Source organism: Cytobacillus pseudoceanisediminis (assembly GCF_023516215.1).
GTDB lineage: Bacteria > Bacillota > Bacilli > Bacillales > Cytobacillaceae > Cytobacillus > Cytobacillus pseudoceanisediminis.
In genome coordinates, this window is record NZ_CP097349.1 from 4,898,280 (window position 1) to 4,924,001 (window position 25,722).

16 protein-coding genes and 5 pseudogenes are annotated in these 25,722 nt (G+C 42.8%); 15 read left to right on the forward strand and 6 right to left on the reverse strand.

Annotated elements, in window-relative coordinates; genetic code table 11:
* The first annotated feature begins 227 nt into the window (after window positions 1-227).
* The 3 genes and pseudogenes from yugI (at window position 228) to M5V91_RS26195 (ending at window position 2,794) form a co-directional block, all read left to right on the forward strand.
* Window positions 228-626 (forward strand): S1 domain-containing post-transcriptional regulator GSP13, encoded by a 399-nt coding sequence (gene yugI, locus M5V91_RS26185; protein ID WP_009331635.1) that lies wholly within the window; start codon window positions 228-230, stop codon window positions 624-626.
* 239 nt (window positions 627-865) lie between these two features.
* Window positions 866-2,289 (forward strand): annotated as a pseudogene (gene nhaC / locus M5V91_RS26190) (Na+/H+ antiporter NhaC).
* Between the two features lie 139 nt (window positions 2,290-2,428).
* Window positions 2,429-2,794 carry a group I truncated hemoglobin gene (locus M5V91_RS26195; protein ID WP_251175032.1) on the forward strand — a complete coding sequence of 122 codons (366 nt, stop codon included), beginning with the start codon at window positions 2,429-2,431 and terminating at the stop codon, window positions 2,792-2,794.
* 160 nt (window positions 2,795-2,954) lie between these two features.
* On the opposite strand, the gene M5V91_RS26200 is transcribed toward M5V91_RS26195, so the two are convergent.
* Window positions 2,955-4,379, reverse strand: a complete 1,425-nt coding sequence (locus tag M5V91_RS26200; RefSeq protein WP_009331632.1) for a sigma-54 interaction domain-containing protein — start codon at window positions 4,377-4,379, stop codon at window positions 2,955-2,957.
* 218 nt (window positions 4,380-4,597) lie between these two features.
* Between M5V91_RS26200 and pruA the strand changes: the two genes are divergently transcribed.
* From pruA to M5V91_RS26215, 3 genes and pseudogenes are all read left to right on the forward strand, one after another.
* The gene (gene pruA, locus M5V91_RS26205) at window positions 4,598-6,145 is read left to right on the forward strand and encodes an L-glutamate gamma-semialdehyde dehydrogenase (protein WP_064328225.1); all 1,548 of its coding nucleotides are present in this window, start codon (window positions 4,598-4,600) and stop codon (window positions 6,143-6,145) included.
* A 121-nt stretch (window positions 6,146-6,266) separates the two neighbouring features.
* Window positions 6,267-7,466, forward strand: a complete 1,200-nt coding sequence (locus M5V91_RS26210) for an ornithine--oxo-acid transaminase (protein WP_009331629.1) — start codon at window positions 6,267-6,269, stop codon at window positions 7,464-7,466.
* A 150-nt stretch (window positions 7,467-7,616) separates the two neighbouring features.
* A pseudogene (locus M5V91_RS26215) lies at window positions 7,617-8,860 on the forward strand (Glu/Leu/Phe/Val family dehydrogenase).
* Between the two features lie 65 nt (window positions 8,861-8,925).
* Here the strand turns inward: M5V91_RS26215 and M5V91_RS26220 are convergent.
* Complete coding sequence (locus tag M5V91_RS26220) at window positions 8,926-9,159, reverse strand: DUF378 domain-containing protein (protein ID WP_009331627.1); 234 nt, start codon at window positions 9,157-9,159, stop codon at window positions 8,926-8,928.
* Between the two features lie 197 nt (window positions 9,160-9,356).
* Between M5V91_RS26220 and M5V91_RS26225 the strand changes: the two genes are divergently transcribed.
* Both M5V91_RS26225 and M5V91_RS26230 read left to right on the forward strand, forming a co-directional pair.
* Window positions 9,357-10,520, forward strand: coding sequence for an iron-containing alcohol dehydrogenase (locus tag M5V91_RS26225; protein WP_019383169.1), 1,164 nt, complete (start codon window positions 9,357-9,359; stop codon window positions 10,518-10,520).
* Window positions 10,521-10,734: 214 nt separating this feature from the next.
* A pseudogene (locus M5V91_RS26230) lies at window positions 10,735-12,077 on the forward strand (glucose-6-phosphate isomerase).
* A gap of 168 nt (window positions 12,078-12,245) precedes the next feature.
* Here M5V91_RS26230 and M5V91_RS26235 read toward each other — a convergent pair.
* The gene (locus M5V91_RS26235; RefSeq protein WP_251175034.1) at window positions 12,246-13,064 is read right to left on the reverse strand and encodes a nuclease-related domain-containing protein; all 819 of its coding nucleotides are present in this window, start codon (window positions 13,062-13,064) and stop codon (window positions 12,246-12,248) included.
* Between the two features lie 284 nt (window positions 13,065-13,348).
* Here M5V91_RS26235 and M5V91_RS26240 point away from each other — a divergent pair, with 284 nt between their 5' ends.
* Window positions 13,349-13,756: a YugN-like family protein gene (locus tag M5V91_RS26240; RefSeq protein ID WP_009331624.1), complete on the forward strand. Its 408-nt coding sequence runs from the start codon at window positions 13,349-13,351 to the stop codon at window positions 13,754-13,756.
* On the opposite strand, the gene M5V91_RS26245 is transcribed toward M5V91_RS26240, so the two are convergent.
* From M5V91_RS26245 to M5V91_RS26255, 3 genes are all read right to left on the reverse strand, one after another.
* A complete protein-coding gene (locus M5V91_RS26245; protein ID WP_019383172.1) occupies window positions 13,753-14,745 on the reverse strand; it encodes a potassium channel family protein in 993 nt (330 codons plus the stop codon). The genes M5V91_RS26240 and M5V91_RS26245 overlap by 4 nt on opposite strands.
* A 93-nt stretch (window positions 14,746-14,838) precedes the next feature.
* Window positions 14,839-14,988 carry a hypothetical protein gene (locus M5V91_RS26250; protein ID WP_009331622.1) on the reverse strand — a complete coding sequence of 50 codons (150 nt, stop codon included), beginning with the start codon at window positions 14,986-14,988 and terminating at the stop codon, window positions 14,839-14,841.
* A 253-nt stretch (window positions 14,989-15,241) separates the two neighbouring features.
* Complete coding sequence (locus tag M5V91_RS26255) at window positions 15,242-16,600, reverse strand: DUF4910 domain-containing protein (protein ID WP_019383173.1); 1,359 nt, start codon at window positions 16,598-16,600, stop codon at window positions 15,242-15,244.
* 329 nt (window positions 16,601-16,929) lie between these two features.
* Here M5V91_RS26255 and M5V91_RS26260 point away from each other — a divergent pair.
* The 6 genes and pseudogenes from M5V91_RS26260 to M5V91_RS26285 all read left to right on the forward strand — a co-directional run bounded on the left by M5V91_RS26260 (window position 16,930) and on the right by M5V91_RS26285 (window position 25,716).
* Window positions 16,930-18,746 (forward strand): annotated as a pseudogene (locus M5V91_RS26260) (Xaa-Pro dipeptidyl-peptidase).
* Window positions 18,747-18,880: 134 nt separating this feature from the next.
* A complete protein-coding gene (locus M5V91_RS26265; protein ID WP_019383175.1) occupies window positions 18,881-21,256 on the forward strand; it encodes a M14 family zinc carboxypeptidase in 2,376 nt (791 codons plus the stop codon).
* 298 nt (window positions 21,257-21,554) lie between these two features.
* Window positions 21,555-22,169 carry a serine/threonine protein kinase gene (locus M5V91_RS26270; protein ID WP_009331618.1) on the forward strand — a complete coding sequence of 205 codons (615 nt, stop codon included), beginning with the start codon at window positions 21,555-21,557 and terminating at the stop codon, window positions 22,167-22,169.
* Between the two features lie 72 nt (window positions 22,170-22,241).
* The gene (locus M5V91_RS26275; RefSeq protein WP_284521598.1) at window positions 22,242-22,886 is read left to right on the forward strand and encodes an SDR family oxidoreductase; all 645 of its coding nucleotides are present in this window, start codon (window positions 22,242-22,244) and stop codon (window positions 22,884-22,886) included.
* Window positions 22,887-23,348: 462 nt separating this feature from the next.
* Window positions 23,349-24,695 (forward strand): cytochrome ubiquinol oxidase subunit I, encoded by a 1,347-nt coding sequence (locus tag M5V91_RS26280; RefSeq protein ID WP_009331616.1) that lies wholly within the window; start codon window positions 23,349-23,351, stop codon window positions 24,693-24,695.
* Window positions 24,692-25,716, forward strand: a pseudogene (locus M5V91_RS26285) (cytochrome d ubiquinol oxidase subunit II). The gene M5V91_RS26280 and the pseudogene M5V91_RS26285 overlap by 4 nt, the downstream one beginning before the upstream one ends.
* The last annotated feature ends 6 nt before the right edge of the window (window positions 25,717-25,722 follow it).

Below are 25,722 nucleotides of genomic sequence, written 5' to 3' on the forward strand. Positions count from 1 at the left end.
ACGTGAGATCCTTTCTTTACTTCATGAACATTTCGTTAACAAACCAAAAAGATGTCTACATATTGTTTGCGGATTGTTTTATTATAATGAATGGCTGTCAGAATTGTTTATGGGATAAAATGTAAGTGAGTGTCATCAAAATCATTTTTGATATTTTTAAGAAGTTATGATATAATTTCTTATTGCGTATAAAGAGATAAAATTTGAATTTAAATAGGAGTGTTTTCATGTCTGAGAAAATCGAAGTAGGCAGTGTTATTACAGGAAAGGTAACAGGTATTCAGCCATATGGTGCGTTCGTGGCATTAGATGAGAATACACAGGGGTTAGTGCACATTTCCGAAGTGACTCATGGTTTCGTTAAAGATATCAATGAGCATCTTAAAGTGGGCGATGAAGTAAAGGTGAAAGTGCTGTCTGTTGACGAAGAAGCAGGTAAAATTGGTTTATCAATCCGTGCAACAGAAGAAGCTCCCCAAGCAGAAGCGAAAGCTAGAAAGCCTCGCAAGCGCCAGGCAGCTCCAATCAAAATGGAAGACGAATCTGCACAGGGATTCAACACACTTAAGGATAAGCTTCAAGAGTGGATTGACCAGTCCCAGCGCGAAGATCTTATTAAGAAGTAATAAAATGGATAAACCGGGTTTCCTGCCCGGTTTTTTATTTTCATTGGGATGCAAAAAATATTTGCTTTCTCGTGCAAAATGAGCGAGCGCTCGACAAATTCTTTTGCATGCTTAGATACATAAAAAAGATGAAATTTATATTTTTTAAGATAAATAGTCTGAAAAATGTTGGAATTTAATATCTTGGCATTAATCTTGCAATAGTTAAACCAACTGCAACTTTAAAAGGAGGAACATACATGCAAGAAACAGGAAAGAAAATTCCCTTCTGGTTTTCAGTGCTGCCGCTGCTGGTGATGATTGCTGCCATGATTATTACAATTGTTAAGTTTGAGGGAAGCCCTCATGTGCCTTTAATTACCGGAACAATTGTATCCGCTTTCATCGCCTGGCGTTTTGGCTATAAGTGGAACGATATTGAGGAAGGCTTCTATAAAGGCATTAAGTTAGCGCTCCCGGCTATTCTGATTATTATAATGGTCGGTTTGACAATTGGCTCCTGGATTGGCGGGGGAATTGTAGCGACCATGGTCTTTTACGGATTAAAACTGATGACCCCATCCATGTTTTTAGTCTCAATTTGTATTATCTGTGCCATTGTCACTCTGGCAATCGGAAGCTCATGGTCTACAATGGGAACAATTGGCGTCGCCGGTATGGGCATTGGAATCAGTATGGGCATCCCGGCTCCAATGGTGGCGGGAGCTATCATCTCAGGCGCCTATTTCGGAGATAAAATGTCACCGCTGTCCGACACGACTAATTTGGCTGCGGGAATCACAGGCACGGATCTTTTTGCGCATATAAAGCATATGTTTTACACAACCCTTCCGGCGCTGGCCATTGCCATTATTGCTTATTGGTTTTTGGGAAGGCAATTTGGCGGGGATGATTTGAATAATGATAAAATAACTGGTGTCATGAATGTTTTATCAGAGAACTTTGTCATCTCTCCTTGGCTTTTACTGGTACCTGTAATTGTTATAGGGTTAGTGGCAAAAAAGGTGCCTGCACTGCCTTCGCTTGCGGTGGGGTTTTCCTTGGCTGGCTTTGCCATATTTTAGTCCAGGGCGGTGCTGTGGGGGATGCGGTCAATACTCTTCAGGGCGGATTTTCGATTGAATCAGGCAACACAATGGTGGACGAGCTTTTCAATAGAGGCGGCATTGACGATATGATGTACACCGTGTCCCTAACGATTGTGGCGATGGCTTTCGGGGGAGTTATGGAGCAGACCGGCATGTTAAAAGCCATAGTTGAACAGATACTGAAATTGGCCCGTTCAGCAAGAAGTTTAGTAGCAACTACCGTACTATCTGCGTTCTTTACAAATGTGGCGGCTGCAGAGCAGTATATTTCCATTCTGCTGCCGGGAAGAATGTACACACAGGCATTTAAGGATAAAAATCTGCAATCCAAAAATCTTTCACGGGCACTTGAAGATGGGGGTACGGTCACTTCTGTTTTTGTTCCATGGAATACTTGTGCAGTGTTTATCATGTCAACATTGGCTGTTCATCCCTTTGAATATGCACCTTACGCGATTTTAAATTTCACTGTGCCGATCCTGGCTATTATCTTTGCCATGCTTGGCTACAAAATAACTTTCATGAGTGATCAGGAACGAAAAGAAATGGAAGAAAAAGATCAAATAGCATCATAGGGCTCCGATCATTCGGAGTCTTTTGTTTTTTGAAAAAGCGATGATAGGGTAAAGTAAACGGGAGCAATTCCTGTCGTGATTTATGAATAGGGACTTTGAGTTAGTCAAAGAATACATTTTGTTAAAAGGAGAGATAGTTATGGCAGAACAGACACTTTATGAAAAAGCAGGCGGCGGAGAAGCCATTGAAAAGGTAGTTGATTATTTTTACGAGGAACTGGTATTAAAGGATCCGACCGTCAATCAGTTTTTTGAGCATACGGATATGATTAAGCAAAAACGTCATCAATCCAAGTTCATAAGCTATGCATTAGGCGGCCCTAATCAATATTCAGGCAATTCCATGGCAAAAGCGCATGAGGGTATGAACCTGCAGCCCGAACACTTTAACGCGATTGCCAGGCATCTGCATGGTGCGCTTGCCCATTTTGGGGTGAATGAGAGGGATATCGATGAAGCTTTGACTCGCGTTGCAGCTCTTAGGGACGATATTCTATACAAATAAGCTCCCCAAGGGGAGCTTTTCGTTTTTGTTACGCGGAAATTAGGATACACCAGCGGAAAATATCTTTTATCCGCCAAAGAATATAATCACGATAATCAAGTTTTATCGCGTAAAATTCATTATATCTGCGAACAAATTATTCTTCTAACCTCAAGCGGCTTCAATCAGCTGTTTCTTTCCTTACTCCGTATTTTCTTAGCCGGTATTGCAGGTTTTGCCGGCTCATGCCAAGAGATTTTGCGGATTGGGTTATATTATTGCCATGGTGTTTAAGGACCTTCTTTAGATAGTAGGTCTCAGCTTCCTGTATATATTGTTCAAGTGGTTTAATAGGCTTGTTTTTCTGTATAAGCAAATCCTCCAAATGACCGGTTTCGTTCGGCTCCTCCTTGAATTGAGGCTTATTCCGGAAGTGAAGAGGCAAATGCACATAGCTGATCGCTTCTTCCTGGTCAATCAGATTCATGGCCCCTTCGATAATATGCTCCAGTTCCCGTACATTGCCCGGCCAATCGTATTGCTCGAATTTGCTCATTACTTCTTCATCGATTTCCGCTACATTCATCCCAAAGAGCTGATTGTATTTTTCTATGAAAAATTGTGCAAGATCCCTGATATCCTTTCTTCTCTCGCGCAGAGGCGGAACAAAGAGGGAAACAACACTTAGCCTGTAATATAAATCTTTTCTCATACGGTCTTCTGAGATAGCATCAATCGGGTCTTCGTTAATGGTTGCTATAATTCTTACATCTACTGTCCGGTCTTTCGTATCACCGACCCTTCTGACCGTTTTTTCCTGCAAAACTCTCAAAAGCTTTGCCTGCAGGGATGGATTAAGTGAATTGATTTCATCCAGCAGCAAAGTCCCGCCATTTGCCTGTTCAAACAATCCTGGCCTTTCAATGGAGCCTGTAAATGCCCCTTTCTTTGTACCAAATAAAAGCCCCTCTATCAGACTGTCCGGAAGAGCAGCGCAATTTTGGGAGATAAATGGTTTTGAAGAGCGGCTGCTGCCATTATGGATGCTTTGGGCAAAGAGCTCTTTCCCTGTGCCGGTCTCCCCGATAATCAGGACAGAAGAACTTGTCCGGGTTGCTCTTTTGCTCGCTTCAATCACTTCTTGGATCTCGTCGCTGCTGCCAATAATACTATCGAAAGTATAGCGGGTGTCTCCGCGTTTATTCATATTTTCTCTGATCAGCTTTTCAAGCTTGGTCACATCACGTGCGATTTCCATAGCGCCAATCTGTTCACCATCTTCCATAATTGGGAAAGTATTATTGATCGTGGTGATTTCCTGCCCCTTATTGTTAAAATAGGTTTGTTTGGCATTTTTAATTTTGCTGCCATTTTTGAGCGCCTGAAGCAAGGTGCTGTCTTCGTCCTGATTGAAAGAAAATACATCCAGCAGATTTTTATCCAGTACATCTTCATAATCCATACCCTCTATTTGGGCCATTTTTTTATTGTAGAATGTTGTTCTTCCTTCCTCATTCACTACATGGACACCAACATCAATTTCATCTAATATCCGTTGAAATAACTTGCTTTTCAATTGGAGCTGTTCAAATTCCCTGTGATTCATTGTGATCTCCTTCACTCGGCAGTTTATTCAATAGTATATACTAATTCGAATATATGCAATGAAAATTTGCACCAATAACTATTAGTGATTTAAAAAGGGCAAAAATATTTTGCTTTCAGTTTATGAAAATACTCATTTATCAGCTTTTTATATTTGGCACAGTTCTTGCATAATAAAATGGTGGATAAAAAACGAATTTATTAAAGGGGGATGGCATCATGGTACAGCCTTACAAACATGAACCTTTCACAAATTTTAAAACAGAAGAAAACCGTGAAGCATACTTACTGGGATTAAAAACAGTCGAAAGCTATTTAGGACAGGACTATGACTTATTAATAGGCGGAGAAAGAATCTCTACTGATGAAAAAATCGTATCCATCAATCCTTCTAATAAAGAAGAAGTAGTTGGCCGTGTTTCAAAGGCAAACCGCGAGCTTGCGGAAAAAGCAATGCAGGCTGCTGTTGAAGCATTCAAAACATGGAGAAAAGTGAAGCCGGAAACACGCGCAGATGTTTTATTCAAAGCTGCTGCGATTATCCGCCGCCGCAAGCATGAGTTTTCTGCCCTTTTAACAAAGGAAGCAGGGAAGCCTTGGAACGAGGCAGATGCTGATACTGCGGAAGCCATTGACTTCCTTGAGTACTATGCACGCCAAATCTTAAAAATCAAAGACGGTGTTCCAGTCAACAGCCGTCCGAACGAATATAACCGTTATGACTACATTCCATTGGGAGTGGGGATCATCATCTCTCCTTGGAACTTCCCGCTTGCAATCATGGCCGGCACTACTGTTGCCGCGATCGTGGCAGGAAATACAGTCCTATTAAAACCAGCTTCTACAACACCGGTTGTGGCTGCGAAATTTGTTGAAGTGATGGAAGAGGCAGGCCTTCCGAAGGGCGTGCTGAACTTTGTACCGGGCAGCGGTGCAGAAGTGGGCGACTATTTGGTTGACCATAAAGACACTCGCTTCATCTCCTTCACGGGTTCACGCGACGTTGGTCTTCGCATCAACGAACGTGCTTCCAAGCTAAACGAAGGCCAAATCTGGCTAAAGCGTGTTATCGCTGAAATGGGCGGTAAGGACACAATCGTTGTGGACAAAGAAGCAGACCTTGAATTGGCAGCTACTTCAATCGTTGCCTCTGCTTTCGGATTCTCCGGCCAGAAGTGCTCTGCATGTTCACGTGCGGTTGTAGTAGAAGATGTATACGATCAGGTTCTTAACCGTGTGGTGGAACTGACTAACGAATTAACGCAGGGCAATCCTGAAGACCAGAGCAATTACATGGGTCCAGTGATTGACCAGGGCGCATTTGACAAGATCATGAGCTACATCGAAATCGGCAAAGAAGAAGGCAAGCTGATGACTGGCGGAGAAGGAGACAGCTCGAAAGGCTTCTTCATCAAGCCGACAGTATTCGCAGACCTTGCCCCGGATGCACGCTTAATGCAGGAAGAGATCTTTGGACCTGTCGTTGGCTTCACAAAGGCAAAAGATTTCGATCATGCGCTTGAAATCGCCAACAACACCGAGTACGGCTTAACAGGTGCTGTGATCACACAGAACCGTGAGCACATCCAAAAAGCGCGCGAAGACTTCCATGTTGGAAACTTATACTTCAACCGCGGCTGTACAGGCGCGATTGTTGGATACCAGCCATTCGGCGGATTCAACATGTCAGGAACTGACTCCAAGGCGGGCGGCCCTGACTACATTCTTCTGCACATGCAGGCGAAGACTACTTCTGAAATGTACTAAGACTTGTAAAGCATGCACAGGATTTTTCATATCCTGTGCATGCTAAAACCCTAAATAGTTTAAAGAAGAATAGCTTAACGTTACAATATAAAGGACTATTCTGAAAAAGGAGGAATTTTAATTGACTGAAGCGACAAAATCACATTCACTAATCGAACAAACTGAAAAATACGGTGCAAACAACTATCACCCGCTTCCAATCGTTATTTCGAAAGCGGAAGGTGTCTGGGTGGAAGATCCTGAAGGCAATAAATACATGGATATGCTAAGTGCTTATTCAGCAGTAAACCAGGGGCACCGCCATCCAAAAATCATCCAGGCGCTGAAGGATCAGGCTGACCGCGTAACGCTAACTTCCCGTGCTTTCCATAACGATCAGCTGGGGCCTTGGTATGAAATGATCTGTGAACTGACAAATAAAGAAATGGCCCTTCCGATGAACACTGGTGCGGAAGCGGTTGAAACGGCAATCAAAGCTGCACGCCGCTGGGCTTATGATGTAAAAGGCGTGGCAGATAACCAGGCAGAGATCATTGCTTGTATAGGTAACTTCCATGGCCGTACAATGACAGCGGTTTCGCTTTCTTCTGAAGAAGAATATAAGCGGGGCTTCGGACCTATGCTTCCAGGCATTAAGCTGATTCCTTACGGAGATCTTGACGCTCTTAAAGAAGCAATCACTGAGAATACGGCGGCTTTCTTAATTGAGCCAATCCAAGGTGAAGCTGGAATTGTGATTCCTCCGGAAGGCTTCCTGAAAAAAGCATATGAAACTTGTAAGGAAAACAATGTATTATTCATTGCAGATGAAATTCAGGCTGGCCTTGCGCGTTCCGGAAAAATGTTTGCATGCGAATGGGAAGATGTAGATCCTGACATGTTCATTTTAGGGAAAGCGCTTGGTGGAGGAGTATTCCCGATTTCATGCGTAGTTGCGAATAAAGATGTTCTTGGGGTATTTAATCCTGGATCACATGGTTCAACATTTGGAGGAAACCCAATGGCTTGTGCCGTATCTGTTGCTTCCATGAACGTATTGGTTGAAGAAAAGCTGGCAGACCGTTCCCTTAAACTGGGCGACTATTTCATGAGCAAATTAAAAGAAATTAATAATCCGGTTATTAAAGAAGTGCGCGGCCGCGGCTTATTTATCGGTGTTGAGCTGAATGAGCCAGCTCGCAAATATTGTGAAGAGCTTAAAGAACAAGGATTGCTTTGCAAAGAAACGCATGACACGGTTATTCGTTTTGCCCCTCCTTTAGTCATTTCTGAAGAAGAGCTTGATTGGGCAATTGAAAGAATCAATAAAGTATTAAGCTAATACAATTATACGGACAGTTGGCCCTTGTGTCTGAATTTGTGATGCAGGGCCGCCGGTTATGGAGTATTGCTGTAATTTTCCTAAATATTAAAATCAAGAGGTGCCATGATGGGAGCTGCAGGAGTAGCTGGTAAAGAAACTGAACAAAAAATGGAAGAGTCTTTAAATTTATTTACTTCAACTCAAGTTGTGATCAAAGAAGCTTTGAACAAGCTCGGCTATGCAGATGAGATGTATGAGCTGCTGAAAGAGCCGCTGAGGATGCTCACGGTAAGAATCCCGATAAGGATGGATGACGGGTCGACAAAAATTTTCACCGGCTACAGATCACAGCATAATGATGCGGTAGGACCGACAAAGGGCGGTGTCCGTTTTCATCCTGAAGTAAATGATGATGAAGTAAAAGCTTTATCCATGTGGATGAGTTTAAAGTGCGGAATTGTGGATCTTCCTTATGGAGGGGGAAAGGCGGCATCATTTGTGATCCCCGTTCCATGTCAATGGGAGAGCTGGAACGCTTAAGCCGAGGATATGTAAGGGCAATCAGCCAGATCGTTGGCCCTACAAAAGATATACCTGCTCCGGATGTTTATACGAATTCACAGATCATGGCCTGGATGATGGATGAATACAGCCGACTCCGTGAGTATGATTCTCCCGGATTTATCACAGGCAAGCCGCTTGTTCTCGGCGGGTCGCAAGGAAGGGAAAAGGCAACTGCACAGGGTGTAGTGATCTGCATTGAGGAAGCTGCGAAAAAGCGCGGCATTTCCATTGAAGGAGCACGTGTGGCTGTTCAGGGGTTTGGAAATGCAGGAAGCTTCCTGGCAAAATTCATGCATGATGCAGGCGCTAAAGTGGTCGCCATTTCAGATGCTTATGGTGCTCTATATGATCCAAATGGCCTGGATATTGATTACCTTCTTGATAGGCGCGATAGCTTTGGAACGGTAACGACCCTTTTCGATAACACTTTGACAAACGAAGAATTGCTTGAACTGGATTGCGATATCCTGGTTCCTGCGGCTGTGTCCAATCAGATTACCGCTGCAAACGCCCATAATATTAAAGCTTCCATCATAGTAGAGGCAGCAAATGGCCCAACCACTCTTGAAGCGACAAAAATTCTTTCAGACCGGGGAATCCTGCTTGTTCCTGATGTGTTAGCCAGTTCAGGCGGTGTGACGGTATCCTATTTCGAATGGGTACAGAACAATCAGGGGTACTATTGGACTGAAGAGGAAGTTACAGAAAAGCTGAAAAAAGTGCTTGTTCAAGCTTTCGATAATGTTTATCAGACTTCACAGCAAAGAAAAGTAAATATGCGTCTTGCTGCCTACATGGTCGGCGCGAGAAAAATGTCTGAAGCATCCCGCTTCAGAGGCTGGGTGTAATTCGGTAATCGATATATAAAACAAAAAAATCCTTGCACACAATGTGCAAGGATTTTTTGCATGCATTAACGGGTTGGCCTTGCTTCAGGTTCTCTTTCCAGCTCTTCATTTGGTTTGAAGAGAAGCCCCAGATTGATTAAGCCCGCAATGCCCACAAGACCGTATATTATTCTTGAAAGGGCTGAATCCTGACCGCCAAAGATAGCTGCCACAAGATCAAATTGGAAGAATCCGATTAAACCCCAGTTAATAGCGCCAATAATTGTTAGAACCAGTGCAATACGCTGTATGCCACTCATGATGTTTCCTCCTTGTAGTATAGGTTCACTATTATGTTGCTGCACGGAAATAAAAAATATTCATCGTAATAATCGTTAAGAGCCATAATGAAAAAGATGATCTGAGAACCGGCATATATAATGTCCGCCTTTCGAATCGTACTTTTTGCATTAGCTGAAAATTTGAAAGATAATGATGTGGAAAAGGAGATGGTGATATGCAAAATTTTACCTTTTATAATCCGACTAAATTAATTTTTGGGAAAGATCAGCTCTCCCAATTGCAGACTGAAATTCCGCAGTATGGCAAGAAGGTTCTTATTGTGTATGGCGGGGGAAGCATTAAGCGCAATGGTTTATATGATAAAGTGAAGGAACAGCTTCATGAAATTGGGGCTGAAGTATTTGAACTATCAGGCGTTGAGCCTAATCCAAGAATTTCCACTGTCCGCAAAGGCGTTGAAATCTGCAAAACTGAAGGCATTGATTTCCTGCTGGCAGTTGGAGGCGGGAGTGTAATTGACTGCACAAAAGCTATCGCAGCTGGTGCCAAATATGATGGCGATGCCTGGGATTTAGTCATCAAGAAAGCATTTGCTGCAAAAGCTCTGCCGTTTGGAACCGTTCTTACACTAGCGGCAACCGGTTCTGAAATGAATGCAGGATCTGTAATTACAAACTGGGAAACAAACGAAAAATATGGCTGGGGCAGTCCTGTGACTTTCCCTAAATTTTCAATCCTTGACCCTGTTAATACGTTCACGGTGCCAAGGAATCAGACGGTATATGGAATTGTGGACATGATGTCCCATGTACTGGAGCATTACTTCCATCTTGAAGAAAATACCGATTTTCAGGATCGCATGTGTGAATCCCTGCTGATTACCATTATGGAAGCAGCTCCTAAGCTCCTTGAAGACCTTGAAAGCTACGAGCATCGTGCTTCCATCTTATATTCCGGCACAATGGCATTGAACGGTATTCTGAATATGGGCTACCGGGGAGACTGGGCTACACATAACATCGAGCATGCTGTATCTGCCGTTTATGATATTCCTCATGGCGGGGGTCTGGCCATTCTGTTCCCGAACTGGATGAAGCATAATCTGAACGTGAAGCCTGAGCGATTCAAGCAGCTGGCTATCCGTGTATTTAACGTGGATCCGGCAGGAAAAACAGATGAGGAGACTGCGCTTGAAGGCATTGAAAAGCTTCGTGAATTCTGGAACAGCATTGGTGCACCTTCACGCCTGGCTGATTATGATATTGATGACAGCAAGATCGAATTGATGGCAGACAAAGCGACTGTCAACGGAGAATTCGGCAATTTCTCGAAATTAAATCATGATGACGTGGTTTCAATCTACCGCGCTTCTTTATAAATATCAGGCTGGACTCTGCCAAAGCAGAGTCCTTTTACAATTTTCGCCGAAAAATGACAATCACCTTTTGCGCGTAAAAAATATGTCAAAATTGGACACGCTTACATTAGAGGATGATTCTTGATTAACTTTAAGGCTTTCGTTAAAGTGGTATAAGGATGACAGCCAGAATTACTGAAGGCTGTTTAAATTTGAGAAAAATTGGAGGACATTCATGACACACGTTCGTTTTGATTACGCAAAAGCACTTCCTTTTTTGGCGAACATGAAATTACATATCTGCAGGATGCCGTGAAGGTAGCCCATCACTCCCTTCATGAACAAACTGGAGCTGGCAGTGACTTTTTAGGCTGGATCGATTTGCCTGCAAACTACGACAAAGAAGAGTTTTCCCGCATTCAAAAAGCTGCTGAGAAAATTAAAAGCGATTCCGATGTTCTTATCGTCATTGGAATTGGAGGTTCCTATCTTGGAGCGCGTGCGGCTATTGAAATGCTTCAGCACAGTTTCTATAATGCACTTCCAAAAGAAAAGCGCGGCACTCCGCAGGTATTATTTGCCGGCAACAATATTAGTTCCGCTTATATGAAGGATTTAATGGACCTTCTTGACGGCAAAGATTGGTCCATCAATGTTATCTCAAAATCAGGCACAACAACTGAGCCTGCATTGGCTTTCCGTATTTTCCGCAAAATGCTGGAAGAGAAATATGGTGTGGAAGAAGCGCGTAAACGAATCTATGCTACAACCGATAAAGCAAGAGGCGCTCTAAAGACTCTTGCGACAGAAGAAGGCTATGAGTCATTTATTATTCCGGATGACGTAGGAGGCCGCTATTCAGTCCTTACAGCAGTTGGTCTTTTGCCGATTGCTGTCAGCGGTGCAAACATTGAAGATATGATGAGCGGTGCTGCACAGGCACGCGAAGACTTCAGCAAATCTGAGCTTCAGGAGAATGCAGCATACCAGTACGCAGCGGTCCGCAATGTTCTTTATAACAAAGGCAAAACGATTGAAATGCTGATCAACTACGAACCAGGACTTCAATATTTTGCAGAGTGGTGGAAGCAGCTGTTTGGTGAAAGTGAAGGAAAAGATCAGAAAGGAATTTTCCCTTCTTCAGCAAATTTCTCCACTGACCTTCATTCATTAGGCCAGTATGTGCAGGAAGGCCGCCGGGACCTTTTCGAAACGGTTATCAAGGTGGAAGAATCACGCCATGAGCTTACCATTAAAGAAGCAGAGAATGATCTTGATGGCCTGAACTATCTTGCGGGTGAGACTGTCGACTTTGTAAATAACAAAGCCTTTGAGGGGACAATGCTTGCACACACAGACGGCGGAGTGCCAAACCTGATCGTATCCATACCAAAAATGGATGCCTACACATTTGGCTACCTGGTTTACTTCTTTGAAAAAGCCTGTGCAATGAGCGGCTACCTGCTGGGAGTGAATCCGTTCGACCAGCCTGGAGTAGAAGCATATAAAGTGAACATGTTCGCTCTGTTAGGAAAACCAGGATTTGAAGAGAAAAAGCTGAACTTGAAAAGAGATTAAAGTAATAGTGAAAAGCGTCTGCCTGCGGGTGGGCGTTTTTTTATTGAAGAAAGTAAATTCTGCCTTTTTTTAGTGCCTGAACTGGGCATTACAGACAGAAGTCGAGATGCGGTATCTTCAGAAGCTAAATGAAGGAAGGCTCTGGCTTGCTTGTTTGATATAGCAGGACTAATCAGAAGAAGATAAAGCGGGCAGATGAGCTTTCTTATTCTTACACCCGCACTGGGGGCACAGCCAATCTCCATGGATCCGCCGCATGGGGAAAATAAGACAGCTTGGGCATAGAACACCACTAATAATTTCTTGAGAAGAGATATTGTAATGGTCCAAGACATTTAAAAATCCAGGTACATGGTTTATAACCAGTGCTCTCGGAATCTTTTTAATCTGTCGAGATGTAATAACTTCTATAGGATAACTTTGTTTGAAGAACTTAATTTTTTCAATAAGGTGTTCGATGTGAATAACGCGAAATGGAACATGTGAGCTATCTGCAGAAGTTTTCAGGATAGTAGAGGGGCTGCTTATGCCAATTAGATATTCTATTGGTATATCGGCTGCTAAGTTTTGGATTAACCATGTTTTTAATTGTGTTTTCTGGCGCTTGGCTTGTATAAGAGGATTAGGGAAGCCTTCTTCTTTTTCATTCCGAGTTCTTATGAACTGATTAAAGGTCTCATCGAAAAGGAGGGTTCCAAGGATATTTTTCACTTCAATAATTAAAGCGAAGTATGGGGAAAGAATGAGGGTGTCGATTTGAAAATAAGTGCTTCCATTAAAAAGCCTTAAATCATGCAGGATAGTAAATTCCTTATCAGGCAGGTGACTTAAATAATAATCCAGCGACTGTTCCCCTCGATAACTGACTCTTCTTTTAGCTAAATCACCTTCTATAGTTGATCTCTGTGGATGAGCAGCTGGGATTCGCCTGATTAGGGCCTCGTTCTGTCGGATTCTGATAGGTATTAAACGATTTTTTATTATCAAATAGGTTTCACTCCTTTCTAAGTAATGATAATTCCGCTTTTAAGAATGGAATTCCTTCTTTCCAAAAACGAAAATAGCACTTAACCGCAAAAACCTTAATAATTTCCGCGAGATTTTACATATATCCGCGACACAGATTTATCCGCGATTTTCTGCAGATAATCGCGAAAACTAAATTATATTCGCGAAACCTCAAATTCCTAAACATAATCTTCGGAAATCGCATTCATGATATCCCTTACATTGGAGAAACTAAGCAAAAAGCGTAAAAGGGGATGGATTCAGTGATTGAGATACCTTCAAAAGCGGAAGGAAAGCATTTTGATTTATATAAGCTGGAGCAGGCTTTGAAGCCGATTGGCTATTCGATTGGCGGGAACTGGGATTATGATCACGGATCTTTTGATTACAAAATTGATGATGAGGTGGGGTACCAGTTTTTAAGGGTCCCATTTAAGGCAATTGATGGGCAGCTTGATGATCCAAGCTGTACGGTGGAAATAGGCAGGCCGTTTCTGCTTTCCCATAAGTATCAGCGCGGCCTGGATGACCACGCCTATACAGGGAATTTCAGCGCCTCCTTTGATCAATTCTCGGAGCCTGTGGATAAGGATGCCAGTTTTCCGGAAGAATTCATTGATCTCGGCAAAGCGCTTGTCGAAGAGCTGGAGTCTAAATTATTAAGAGATTAACCGAGTATAACAATCAGCTGATCCTGCTGAAGAATTCTAAAAGGCTGGGGAGGATTAACCAGAGTTTCTTCCCCTCTTTTAACACCCAAAAGCAGAATGCCTTCTTTCATAAGCTCAGCACTAAGTTCAACAAAAGTCTTATTTTCCACTTCTTCTGATGCAGGCTGAAAAGTTAATTTGCGTTTATCAAGCTGTCCCAGCAAATCAAGGAATGAAGTAACAAGCTCCTGGGAAGAGACGCTGTTGATCATGACGAAGCTAGTAAGAACATTCGTTTGAACAATTTCATCGGCTCCCGCTCTTTTGGCGTTGGCTGCCTGTTCTGAAGTTAATATTTCAACAATACATTGTACATCCCGGTTTAATCCTTTGATTGCCAATAAGGTTAATATTGAATTCATGTCAGCATGCAGTTCATCTTTGTTCTGATCAGCTGTTATAATTACTTTTTGGGCATCAAAGATATTTGCCTTCACAAGTACATCATCTCTGTTAGCGCGACCCTGAATAAAATGTACATTATTGTGGGGAACAGGGTTAGACTTTAGTGTTTCATCTATTAAGGCAATGGAATGGTTCATCCCATCGCCTCCAAGAGTATTGACGATCTCCCTTGAGCGCTCGTTCCAGCCGATCACAACAATATGGTTTTGACCCCGATATTCGATCTTTCCTTCCAGGAAGTCATTCTGTCTGGTAACTGCTGCTGTTGCAAGTGAAATAAAATAGGTAGACAGAAAGCCCGCTCCTGTAAAAATAAGCGCAATACCCACTATTCGCCCTGCAGTACTTTTGGGATAAAAATCTCCAAAACCGACAGTTGAAGCGGTTACAACCGCCCACCAGATTCCATCAAAAAATGTCGGAAAGGAGGAGGGTTCAATAATATGTATTAATCCGCCAAACAGAAAGATCACCATCAGGGCAATCAGCAGAATTCTGATTACTAAGGGCAAACGTATGAAACTGTAATAGATGTGCTGAGGCATATTACCCCTCCTAAATTTCAAAAGGTTTCAGCAGCTGACTGCTAAAAAATGCCAGCTGCATAGAATATAAAAAAAGCCATGCCAGCATATACTTTAATTAAGTATATCGTCTATTGCACGGCTCAGCAGTTGAATGTCCTTTGATATTTCATTTTTCACGTCGTCAATCTCGCACCTTTCATATTCATCCATGAGAAGGGAGAGTTCTCTTTGTAGTATGACAGCCTCGTGTTCAAAATCCATGATGACTCCCTCCTTTAGGGATATATAGGACTATCGGGCAGATAGTAAATGCCTTAGTATTGTTACATTTATGTTACCCGATTTCTTTTCCATTTAAACGGTAAATCCCTTAATAATTTGAACATGAAATTTAGAACGAATATAATTTACCCTCATATTTTGCTCGTAAACGCATCGTTTATACTAAATAGCCGGAAAGTAAAAAAACGAAAAAAATACCCCGGGGAAAATCCGGGGATTCTTTAAGTCAATTCTATTTTCGAATTAAGCTGTAAACCGAAGCGCCTATTAGATCACCGGCTTCTTTCATCCGCTCGGCACTAATGTGCTCGATGGAATCAAGTGGTGTGTGGTAATACGGTTCAAGATTGGCAGTGGCAGGTTCTCGTCTGATAAAGTTGACTGCCGGGATTCCTGCATCATGAAAAGAAACATGGTCTGAAGCTCCGCGCTGATAAAGAACCAGCTCAGATGGGGTGCCAATCCGCCCGGCTGTGGCAATGGCGGCTTCTGTTGCGATATTTGCCTGGCCATCAAGGGTATTCATGTAAATCGCAGTGGCATTTTCCCATGCTGTGCCTACCATATCCATATTGAAATTTGCGATGCTTCGCTCTATTTCATTGCCGCTCAGCTGGCTCACATAATATTGAGAACCAAGAAGACCAATCTCTTCTGCACCTACAAAAGCAAAACGCAATTCTTTGTCAGCGGGATAGCTTTTCAGGACTCTGGCCAGCTCTAAGGCAACAGCGGTTCCGGATGCGTTATCGCTAGCCCCAGGAGCAAATGGTACACTATCAAAATGTGCAGAAATGTGGACAATGTCAGTTTCCCCGCCTTTATTAGGCTTAGGGTGCTTGGTGGCAATAATATTTTGCGATCTTATGTTTTTAAAGCTCTTGACAGTCAGTGTTACCGTTTTGTTATGTGCAGCAACATCTTGAAGTAGTGCTTCTCCGCTTGCCTTTGTTATGCTTCCCACCGGAATGTCATATGGGCCTCCAATTGAAGGATTCATGGGTGCTGGCTGATCCACATTGTTATAAATTAGAACTCCCGCAGCACCGGCATTCACTGCGTTTGTAACTTTTTCCGCAAAACTAATCTCTCCGCGTGAAATAAGTGCTATTTTTCCTTTGGCTTCCTCTGTAAAATCAGCTGCCCTGCCTAATCCAGCATCATATAATTCAGAAGTAATTCCTTCTTCAGGCGTTGATCCTGATCCGGAAGGAATGGTTATAAGAACCTCCTTCAGATCACTGGTGTGTAAATCTCCAGCCATTTTATCCGGTATGCTGAACTCTTGTGTTTCTACTGTGTAGCCATAGGACTCCAGGCGTTTGCGTATAAAATCAGCTGCCTGCTTTTCTGCTTCTGTTCCTGCAACCCGCGGCCCTATGGTTTCAGATAAATAGCTGACATCCTCCATCATGCGGGATGCATCGACCCTTGCAATTACCTTCTGATCAAATGCTTTGGAGCCAGGATCCAAAGCTTTACTTTGTGCTGCTTCAGCACTCTGCACAAATTGAACAGGCACTGCATACAAACTTGAAGCTGTCAGAACGGCTGCAAGCATAATTGAAGAAGCTTTCCTTCCAACTTTCATCTTTTATTCCTCCTCGACTAGTAATCCAGCTATATGTATTCGCTTACATATCTCCGCTTCCTTTAATAAAGAGTTAAAACGATTCTATTAGACTAGCAGATATTTCAGATGTGTGAGAAAAGTAAGATTCTGCCTTTTCGAATTGTAAAAAATGGTAGATTTAAAGTACTAAATCTGGACAGCAGACATGTAAAATCATGACCTTTGAAGGAGACTGATAGTTTATGATCATATGCAACTAGAAAAATACAGGTCTTTCGACTATCGAAACTTACGTACTTTTGATTTATTCTGAAAATTATAACATTATTTTAAATAGGGGGATTTTTATGAAAAAAGCTGCATTAAAAGTGGTCATGGCCTCAGTTATCGTTTTCCCGCTAATTGCAGGAGGGATTTTGCCTGCAGCAGGTAAAGACAATCAAAGCAGCATGGCCTTGGCTGAATCTCGGATTAAAGTCGAAAATGGCATGACACAGCCCATTTTTTCTCTGGATGATGCCATTGTCGAAAGAGTATTTGTTGAAACAGCAACTGACAGTGATGGAGATGGAAAGCTGGATCGAATACGTGCTGATATTATCAGGCCAAAGGAAACAGAGGAAGGTTTAAAGGTTCCTGTTATTTATGAAATGAGTCCTTACCGTTCTGGAATTAAAGGTGTCCCGGTTTATGACGTGGATACAGAACTGAACTCTGTACCCAAGAAAGGGAAAAGCAAAGGTGAAAAAGGTAACCCTCAGGCAAATCTCCCAGGTTATTATGATGACTATTTTGTACCAAGAGGCTACGCGGTTGTTCTTGCAGAAAGTGTAGGGACAGGCTTGTCGGATGGATGTCCTACAACCGGCGATGAGCATGAGATCCTTGGAACTCGTGCTGTAATCGATTGGCTGAATGGCAGAACGAAAGCTTTTAATGCAGAGGGACAGGAAATACAAGCTGATTGGTCAACAGGGAATGTGGGGATGACAGGAGTATCTTATAATGGAACACTCCCTAATGCTGTGGCAGCAACAGGAGTTGAAGGCCTGAAAACGATTGTGCCAATAGCGGCCATAAGCAGCTGGTATGACTATTATCGTTCGAATGGTGCTGTGATAGCACCAGGCGGATACCAGGGGAAGATGCGGATAACATGGCAGAAGCCATTTTAACCAGGCAAAACCCTGAAGCTTGCAGCAATGTCATAAAAGGATTAACGGAAGGCCAGGACAGGGAAACCGGGGATTACAACGAATTCTGGAGTAAAAGGGATTATACAAAGGATGCTGATCAGGTTAAAGCAAGTGTCTTTATTGTCCATGGGTTAAATGACTGGAATGTTAAAACAAAGCATTTTTCAGATTGGTGGCAAGCGCTTGGCGATAATAATGTTCCCAGAAAAATGTGGCTTCATCAAGGCGGCCATTCCAGCCCATACAGCTTCAGACGCGATGTATGGCTACCAACTTTAAATAAATGGTTTGATTACTGGCTCTATGATATTAAAAATAATGTCATGGATGAACCAATGGTTGACATCCAGAGGGAGGATAAAACATGGCATACTGAGGCAAACTGGCCGGCTAAGGGAACCTCTGACGCAAAATTGCATTTTAAACCGGCTTCCGATGGAGGGGGCAGCTTAGAACTGCATCCTGTACCGAACAAGAATAAGGAGAATCAGCATTTTGTGGATGATGCCACAATCAAGGCTGAAGAATTGGCCCTGAATCCTGATTCTTCATTACCTCATAGGCTCGTCTATTTGACGCCTCCATTAGAAAACGACATTCGGATGAGCGGAACCCCGGAAATTCAAATTCGTGCAAGCATTGACCGGAAAACGGCCAACTTAACTGCCCTCCTTGTTAAATATGGGGAAGGAAAGCCGGAAATTGTTACTAGAGGGTGGATGGATCCGCAAAACCTTCACAGTGAAAATAGATCTTCAGGACTGACGCCGGACCGTGAATACACTTTTACATGGGATATGCAGCCGGATGATTATGTATTTAAAAAAGGTGATCGTATGGGAGTAGTAGTTCTATCAAGTGATTATAACTATACAATCAGACCTGGGGCAGGCACGAAAATAACCATCGACCCGGAGAGAAGCCATATAATGCTTCCTGTGCAAGGTGGAGTTAAAGCATTTAAGTAGAAAAATAGAAGGGATCATTTCTGGGTCCCTCTTTTCTTTTTAGGAAAATAGTTGCATTGCCACAATTGAATACATTGAATTAAAATAAAACCTATCTCATAAATATACAAAACTATTGCATCTGGAGGTACATAATGAATAAAAAGAAAGCTTTATCAGGAGTTTTGGCAGCGGGTATTTTGGCATCTGTTCCTTTAAGTGCTGCTCATGCGATCAGCCCAAAGTGGGTCAATGTTAATGTGTCAGAGGAAAAGGAAGGAAGTTTATTCAATAGCGAAAACTATGACTTTATGAAATTCTCAGTAATAGGGACAAAACTTGCAGAAATTGAAAAACAGTCTAATAGAGTGAAGGTGGAGGTAAAAGGTACTTCCGCGGATGGATACCCTCTATATGTCGTGACCATTGCAGATCCGGGTGCTCAGGGCAAGTTCGGTAAAATTCAGGCCTTAAGAAAGCAAATGTTCAAAAATCCGGAGAAAGCCCAGGATTGGATTGCTGATAACCCGGACTTTAAAGTGCCAATCATGATCAATGGGTCGATCCATGGGACAGAGTTTGTGGGAAGCGATGCTGTGATGCAGCTTATTGAACGTTTTGCCACACAGAATGACGAGGAAACAAAGGAGATTCTGGACAATAATATCCTTATTTTTAACGTGGTGCAGAACCCGGATGGCCGTGTGGATGCGACCCGTTTTAATGGCGAAGGAATTGATTTGAACCGTGATTTTATCACGCAATCACAGCCTGAAACGCAAGAAACCGTGTCTCTTATTAAAGAGTGGAATCCGATGGTCTTCCTGGATACTCACGGATATGTGAAAAATTATGCACCAAACAAACAGGGTTTGATTGAACCTTGTACACCTCCGCATAATCCTAACTATGAATATGATTTATATCAAAAATGGGCTAATCATCAGGCAGAAGCAATGGAAGCAGAAATTATGGGAGACAAGGCTCTTTACACAGGCACCCTGTATAAAGAAATGGATGGTGCATATATTCCGCAGCGGGATGATTCCGCCGGCTGGGACGATTATCCGCCAATTTTCACCCCGATGTATGCCATGTATCATGGTGCTTATGGCCATACCCTTGAAGCTCCGACAAATGACGAAGACGGCGTCCGCTGGATGTACAATGCCATTATGGGAGCACTGAAATATTCAACCGATAACAAGGAAGCAATGATTACAGACCAAATTGAAATGTTTAAGCGCGGCATTAATTTTGATCATCCTTTTCATGAAGAAGGGCATTTCCCGAAAGCATATATTCTTCCAGTGAATGAGGAAGATCCAACCGCAGTAAATAAGGCTGTTAATCATTTAATTAAGAATGATATCGAGGTTGTTCAGGCGTCAAAAGCATTTGCAGCAGACGGCAATTCCTATCCAAAGGGCACTTACATCGTTCCAATGGATCAGGCAAAGGCAGGTCTGGCAAACACCATGCTGTGGGATGGTGAGGATATAACAGATGATACACCGGCCATGTATGATATTTCTGCCTGGAGTCTTCCAGAACTATGGGGCTTTGAAGCAATCGCTGTTCAAAATGATGTAAAGGCAGCGGCAACAAAGGTGAATAATGTGAAAGAACAGGGTTCACTAAGCGGAAAAGGGCCATTTATTATTCCGAACAGCTCAGTGAAAGCAGTTCAGCTTGTGAACGAATTGCTTAAGCAGGGGGTTATGGTTAAACGAGACAGCGAAGGAAACTTCTATGCTGAAGGATCAGCAAGTGCTATTTCAGCGGCTGTTAAAGAGTCCGGCCTAGATATCATGTCAGGAAGTGTTCCTGCAGATGCAGAGACAATTAAAGAAATGAGTGTAGGCATTTTAAAAGATGGAGGGATGAACAAAGCGCAATCTCATTCAGGCACGAAACTGGCTCTTGAGAGATTAGGCTTTAGTGTAACGGAATTGACTCCAGCGGAGGTTGCAAATACTGGCCTTGCTTCCCATGATGTCTTTGTTTACAGTGGAACGGAAAATTTAATTTCTTTGAATTTGAGTAATGCCAATAAAGAATTTGGCCTTAAAAATCAGGAAGAACTGGCTGCATTTAAAGCAAATGTAGAAAAGTTCGTTTCTGAAGGAGGAAAATATATTGCTGTAGGTGCCGGTGCTTCCCGTGCAACAAAGACCCTGGGCCTGACAGATGATATTATCAATACTGGAGGATCCAATAGCAACGGAATTATTAAGGTAGATTATAAAGGCACTGGCGCAACAGCAGGCTACAGTAGAGATGATCTTGGATTCGTTTACCGTCCAGTCTGGTATACGGGCACAGAGAATGATGACGTGCTTGCAGCCATTGCTGATGAAGAAAACTTCTTCGTAGCGGGACACTGGAAAAACCGCAGTGCTGCACAGGGCCAGGCCATCATGGTGAAAGAGCAGGATAAGGATGTTACACTAATTGGCCTTGAAGCCGGCTTCCGTGATCATACTGATTACCTCTTCCGATTGCTTTCAAATTCTATTTTTGAAAAGTAAAGTCCCCTTAGGGAGTACCCATTCAGTTTCGGGAGGAACGTATCATTTGACTAATGGATGATTGAATCATATAATTAAGTTAACAAAATAGTTCGGATTCTTCCTGAAGGGGAGTAGCTGTTAAGTAGAGTCGTCAATACGAGATGATAAATCTCCGGCTTTACTGGCAACACAACGTTGCTTGCGAGACCTTTACCATTAATTTGGTAAGGTCTCTTTTGTTTAAAAGGCACTGAGACCAATAAATGGTTCAGTGCCTTTTATTTTTAGGGGAGAGTCTGGAACAGGGAGGTTTAAAATGAAACCATATCAAAAGCTTGCAGAAAGTGTGAAATTTTCCAGGAGCCTTAATTGGACCAGACTTCTTGAGAAAGATGACAGCTTGGAATTTATAGGAGCAGGAAGAAGTGCATTTGCCTTTAGGATAAAAGGAACTAATCTTGTATTAAAAGTATTTTTCCCTGAGTTTAAGAAAATTGCCAGGGAAGAGGCGGAAATTTACAAGGCGCTCCCTGACCACCCATATTACCCATCTCTGTATGGGTCTGGAGATAACTATATTGTGATTGATTATGTACAGGGTTTGACTCTCTTTGAATGTCTCGCAAAGGGAGTCCCGATAGAAGAGGAGAAAATCAGGCAGATAGATGAGGCTTTAAAGCTTGCGAGGGAAAAAGGGCTGAACCCTTCGGATATCCACTTGCGCAATATTATTCTTACAGATGATGGCCATATTAAGATCATTGATGTTGCCCGATTTAAACAGACGAAGAATTGTACACAGTGGGACGACTTGAAGCATGCATTCTATAAATTTTACAGAAAAAAATATTTTCCAAAGAAGATTCCTGTATTAATCATGAATACGATTGCGGCTCTTTATAAAAAACGGATTGTCCGGATGGGTTCCTAAACAGTTCATTTGATATAGCATTTTTCTTTTGAAATAATAAATATCACAAAAACACAGAAAGGGGCGGTATCCATGAAAGTTCTAATCGTCGGAGCAAACGGACAAATCGGAAAGCAGCTGGTAAAGCTTATTAAAGAAGAAGATAAACATACAGTACGAGCGATGATCAGAAAAGAAGAGCAGGCCCGGCAGTTTGAAGATATGGGTGTTGAGACGGCAGTTGCAAGTCTTGAAGGAACGGTTGATGAATTGGCTGAAGCTGCCAAAGGCTGTGATGCAATTGTGTTTACTGCAGGTTCAGGCGGACATACAGGCTATGACAAAACTCTGCTGATTGACCTTGATGGAGCTGTAATAACAATAGAAGCGGCGGAGAAGGCTGGTGTGGATCGGTTTGTTATGGTCAGCGCTATTCAGGCGAATAATCGTGATAATTGGAGTGAAACGATCAAGCCTTATTACGCGGCAAAGCACTATGCCGACAGAATTCTGGAAAACAGCAGCTTGAACTACACTATCGTTCGTCCAGGCGGCCTGACAGATGAAGCCGGAACCGGCAAAATCAAAGCAGCAGAAAATTTGGAGCGTGGCTTCATTCCCCGTGAGGATGTAGCCAAAACCCTGTACGCTGTCCTGGATAAAGAGAACACCTATAAACGTGCATTTGACCTGGTATCAGGTGAAGAAGATGCAGAAACTGCAGTGAATAATTTATAACTCTTGCCCGGTGTGTATGCACCGGGTTTTTTATTGGCAAAATCAAGTATATATTGTGCCGTTTAGAGAAGATTAAATTATAAAACACAGGTGTCTGCCCATAAGAAAAGGGTAAAAATTATATTGCTTATGGCTATTTATACGCCAAAACACATATAAGTTACAGGCATTGGAAATTCCAATGTCCTTTTCGTTTTAATTGCTTCTCAAAAGGGAATAGGAAGCTGTAAAAGGAATTACATAACTTTCACATTTTCCTCATATAAATGTTGTTTAAGTGTCACAGCTTTTAGTCCGGAACTGGGGAATAATGTGATGTAGTGAGCATTCTGGAGGAGTGAACGAATGAATGTATAAAAAACAGGAACGCATATTAATGTGGCTTGCTTTTACAGTGGCTATCATTATGGGGCTTTCTTTTATTGGCCGCATTTTTGCAGGATAGGAAAAGGAGAATGTTAAATGGGAAATGAAGAATCTGTCTTTTTCAGCCGTGTCTTAACTGAGCTGACATTATCCTTCCACATCATTTACGCAACCATTGGTGTTGGCATTCCGCTCATGATTATGATTGCACAATGGGTGGGGATAAAAAAACAGGATGAGCATTATATTCTGCTCGCGCGAAGATGGACGCGCGGTTTTGTCATTACGGTGGCAGTCGGTGTTGTTACGGGCACTGCCATCGGCCTGCAGCTTTCATTGCTGTGGCCAAACTTTATGGAACTCGCAGGCAATGTCATTGCACTGCCTCTTTTTATGGAGACATTTGCCTTTTTCTTTGAAGCGATTTTCCTTGGGATTTATCTGTATACGTGGGATCGGTTTGAGAATCAGAAGAAGCACATGCTTTTATTGATCCCGGTTGCAATTGGGGCTTCATTTTCAGCTATTTTCATTACAATTGTAAATGCTTTTATGAACGCACCTCAGGGTTTTGACATTGTGAATGGGCAGCTTGTAAATATTAACCCGATACTGGCGATGTTCACTCCCGCCATGCCAACGAAGGTAGCGCATGTGCTTTCAACAGCCTATATGACATCAGCGTTTGTTCTGGCATCAATAGGAGCCTTTCGCCTTCTAAAAGGATCGAATCATATCTACCATAAGAAGGCATTACTGCTTACAATGAAAATCGGATTGATTTTTTCGATCGCTACAGCGGTAATTGGTGATTTCTCCGGAAAATATCTCGCAGAATACCAGCCGGAAAAACTGGCTGCCGCCGAGTGGCATTTTGAAACAAAAGAAGGGGCACCGTTAATGCTCTACGGGGTCCTTGAAGACGGTGAAGTGAAATATGCGATTAAGATTCCTTATGCACTCAGCATCCTTGCGCACAGCAATCCAAATGCAGAAGTTATCGGACTCGATCAATTTCCAGAAGATGAAATTCCGCCGCTTTATATCCATTACCTGTTTGACCTGATGGTGACTATCGGCATGTGGATGACGGCACTTTCACTCATCTATGTCTTAGGCACCTGGTTTAAAATGCGGTTTGTTAAGTCGAAATGGTTCCGCTGGCTGATCGTTCTGGGCGGCCCTTTATCCATCATTGCGATTGAAGCAGGCTGGTGGTTTGCGGAAGTGGGCCGGCAGCCGTGGATTCTGAGGGGTATCATGCGTACTGAAGATGCGGCAACCTCAAGCGGCCAAGTAGACTTAATGCTTCTTCTGTTTGCAGGCTTATATCTCGTGCTGGCAATCGGAAGCATCATTGTCCTCACTAGAATGTTCCGCAAAAATCCTGTCGAACAGGAATTGGCCGACCGGGAACTGGAGAAAGAAGGTGAGCTGCGATGACTCTTGAGATCATCGGAATTTCCGTCTTATGGCTATTTCTATTTGGTTACGTCATCGTTGCCTCGATTGACTTTGGAGCAGGGTTTTTCAACGCATACAGTCTATTCCGCGGTAAGCAGCATATTTTAACGAGAATCATACAGCGTTATTTATCACCGGTTTGGGAAGTTACAAATGTGTTCCTGGTGTTTTTCTTCGTAGGCATTGTCGGATTTTTCCGAAAACAGCCTACTATTATGGAACGATCCTGCTGGTGCCGGCAAGCATTGCAGTAGTCCTTCTTGCCATCCGCGGTTCTTATTACGCCTTTACCACATACGGAGGGCTAAGACAAAAAAGGTGGACCTACCTGTATGGGCTCTCAGGTCTTTTCATCCCAGCTTCCCTGTCCATTGTCCTGACCATTTCTGAAGGCGGATTCGTTAGTGAAGGATCAGCGGGACTGGAGCTTGACTATTGGGCATTGTTTACAAGTCCTCTTACGTGGAGCATTGTTGTGCTGAGTTTGGCAGCAGTATTATATATATCAGCAGTGTTCCTGACGTGGTATGCCAATAAAGCAAACGATGAACCAGCTACTGAGCTGCTTAGAAAATATGCCCTTATATGGGCGGTGCCTGCTATCGTAACAGCGACAGGCATTATTGTCGAATTGCGGGATCACAATCCTGAGCATTTCAGCAGATTAATGGACCTATGGTGGCTGTTCGGCATTTCATTCATTCTGTTTGCAGGAACTGTTTATCTAATATGGAAGCGAGAAATGTACGGACTTGCATTCGGGCTCTTGGCAGGGCAATTCCTTGTGGCGTTCTTTGCCTACGGAATCTCGCATTATCCGTACCTGCTTTATCCATACCTGACCATTTATGACGGCTTTACAAACGAAGCTATGGCCATCGCCCTGATCATTGCCTTCATAGCAGGACTGGGATTGCTCCTGCCGTCCCTTTATCTGCTTCTCAGGCTGTTCCTTTTCAATAAAGACTATGTTCAGGGAAAGCGGGACGATCATGCATAGGAGGGA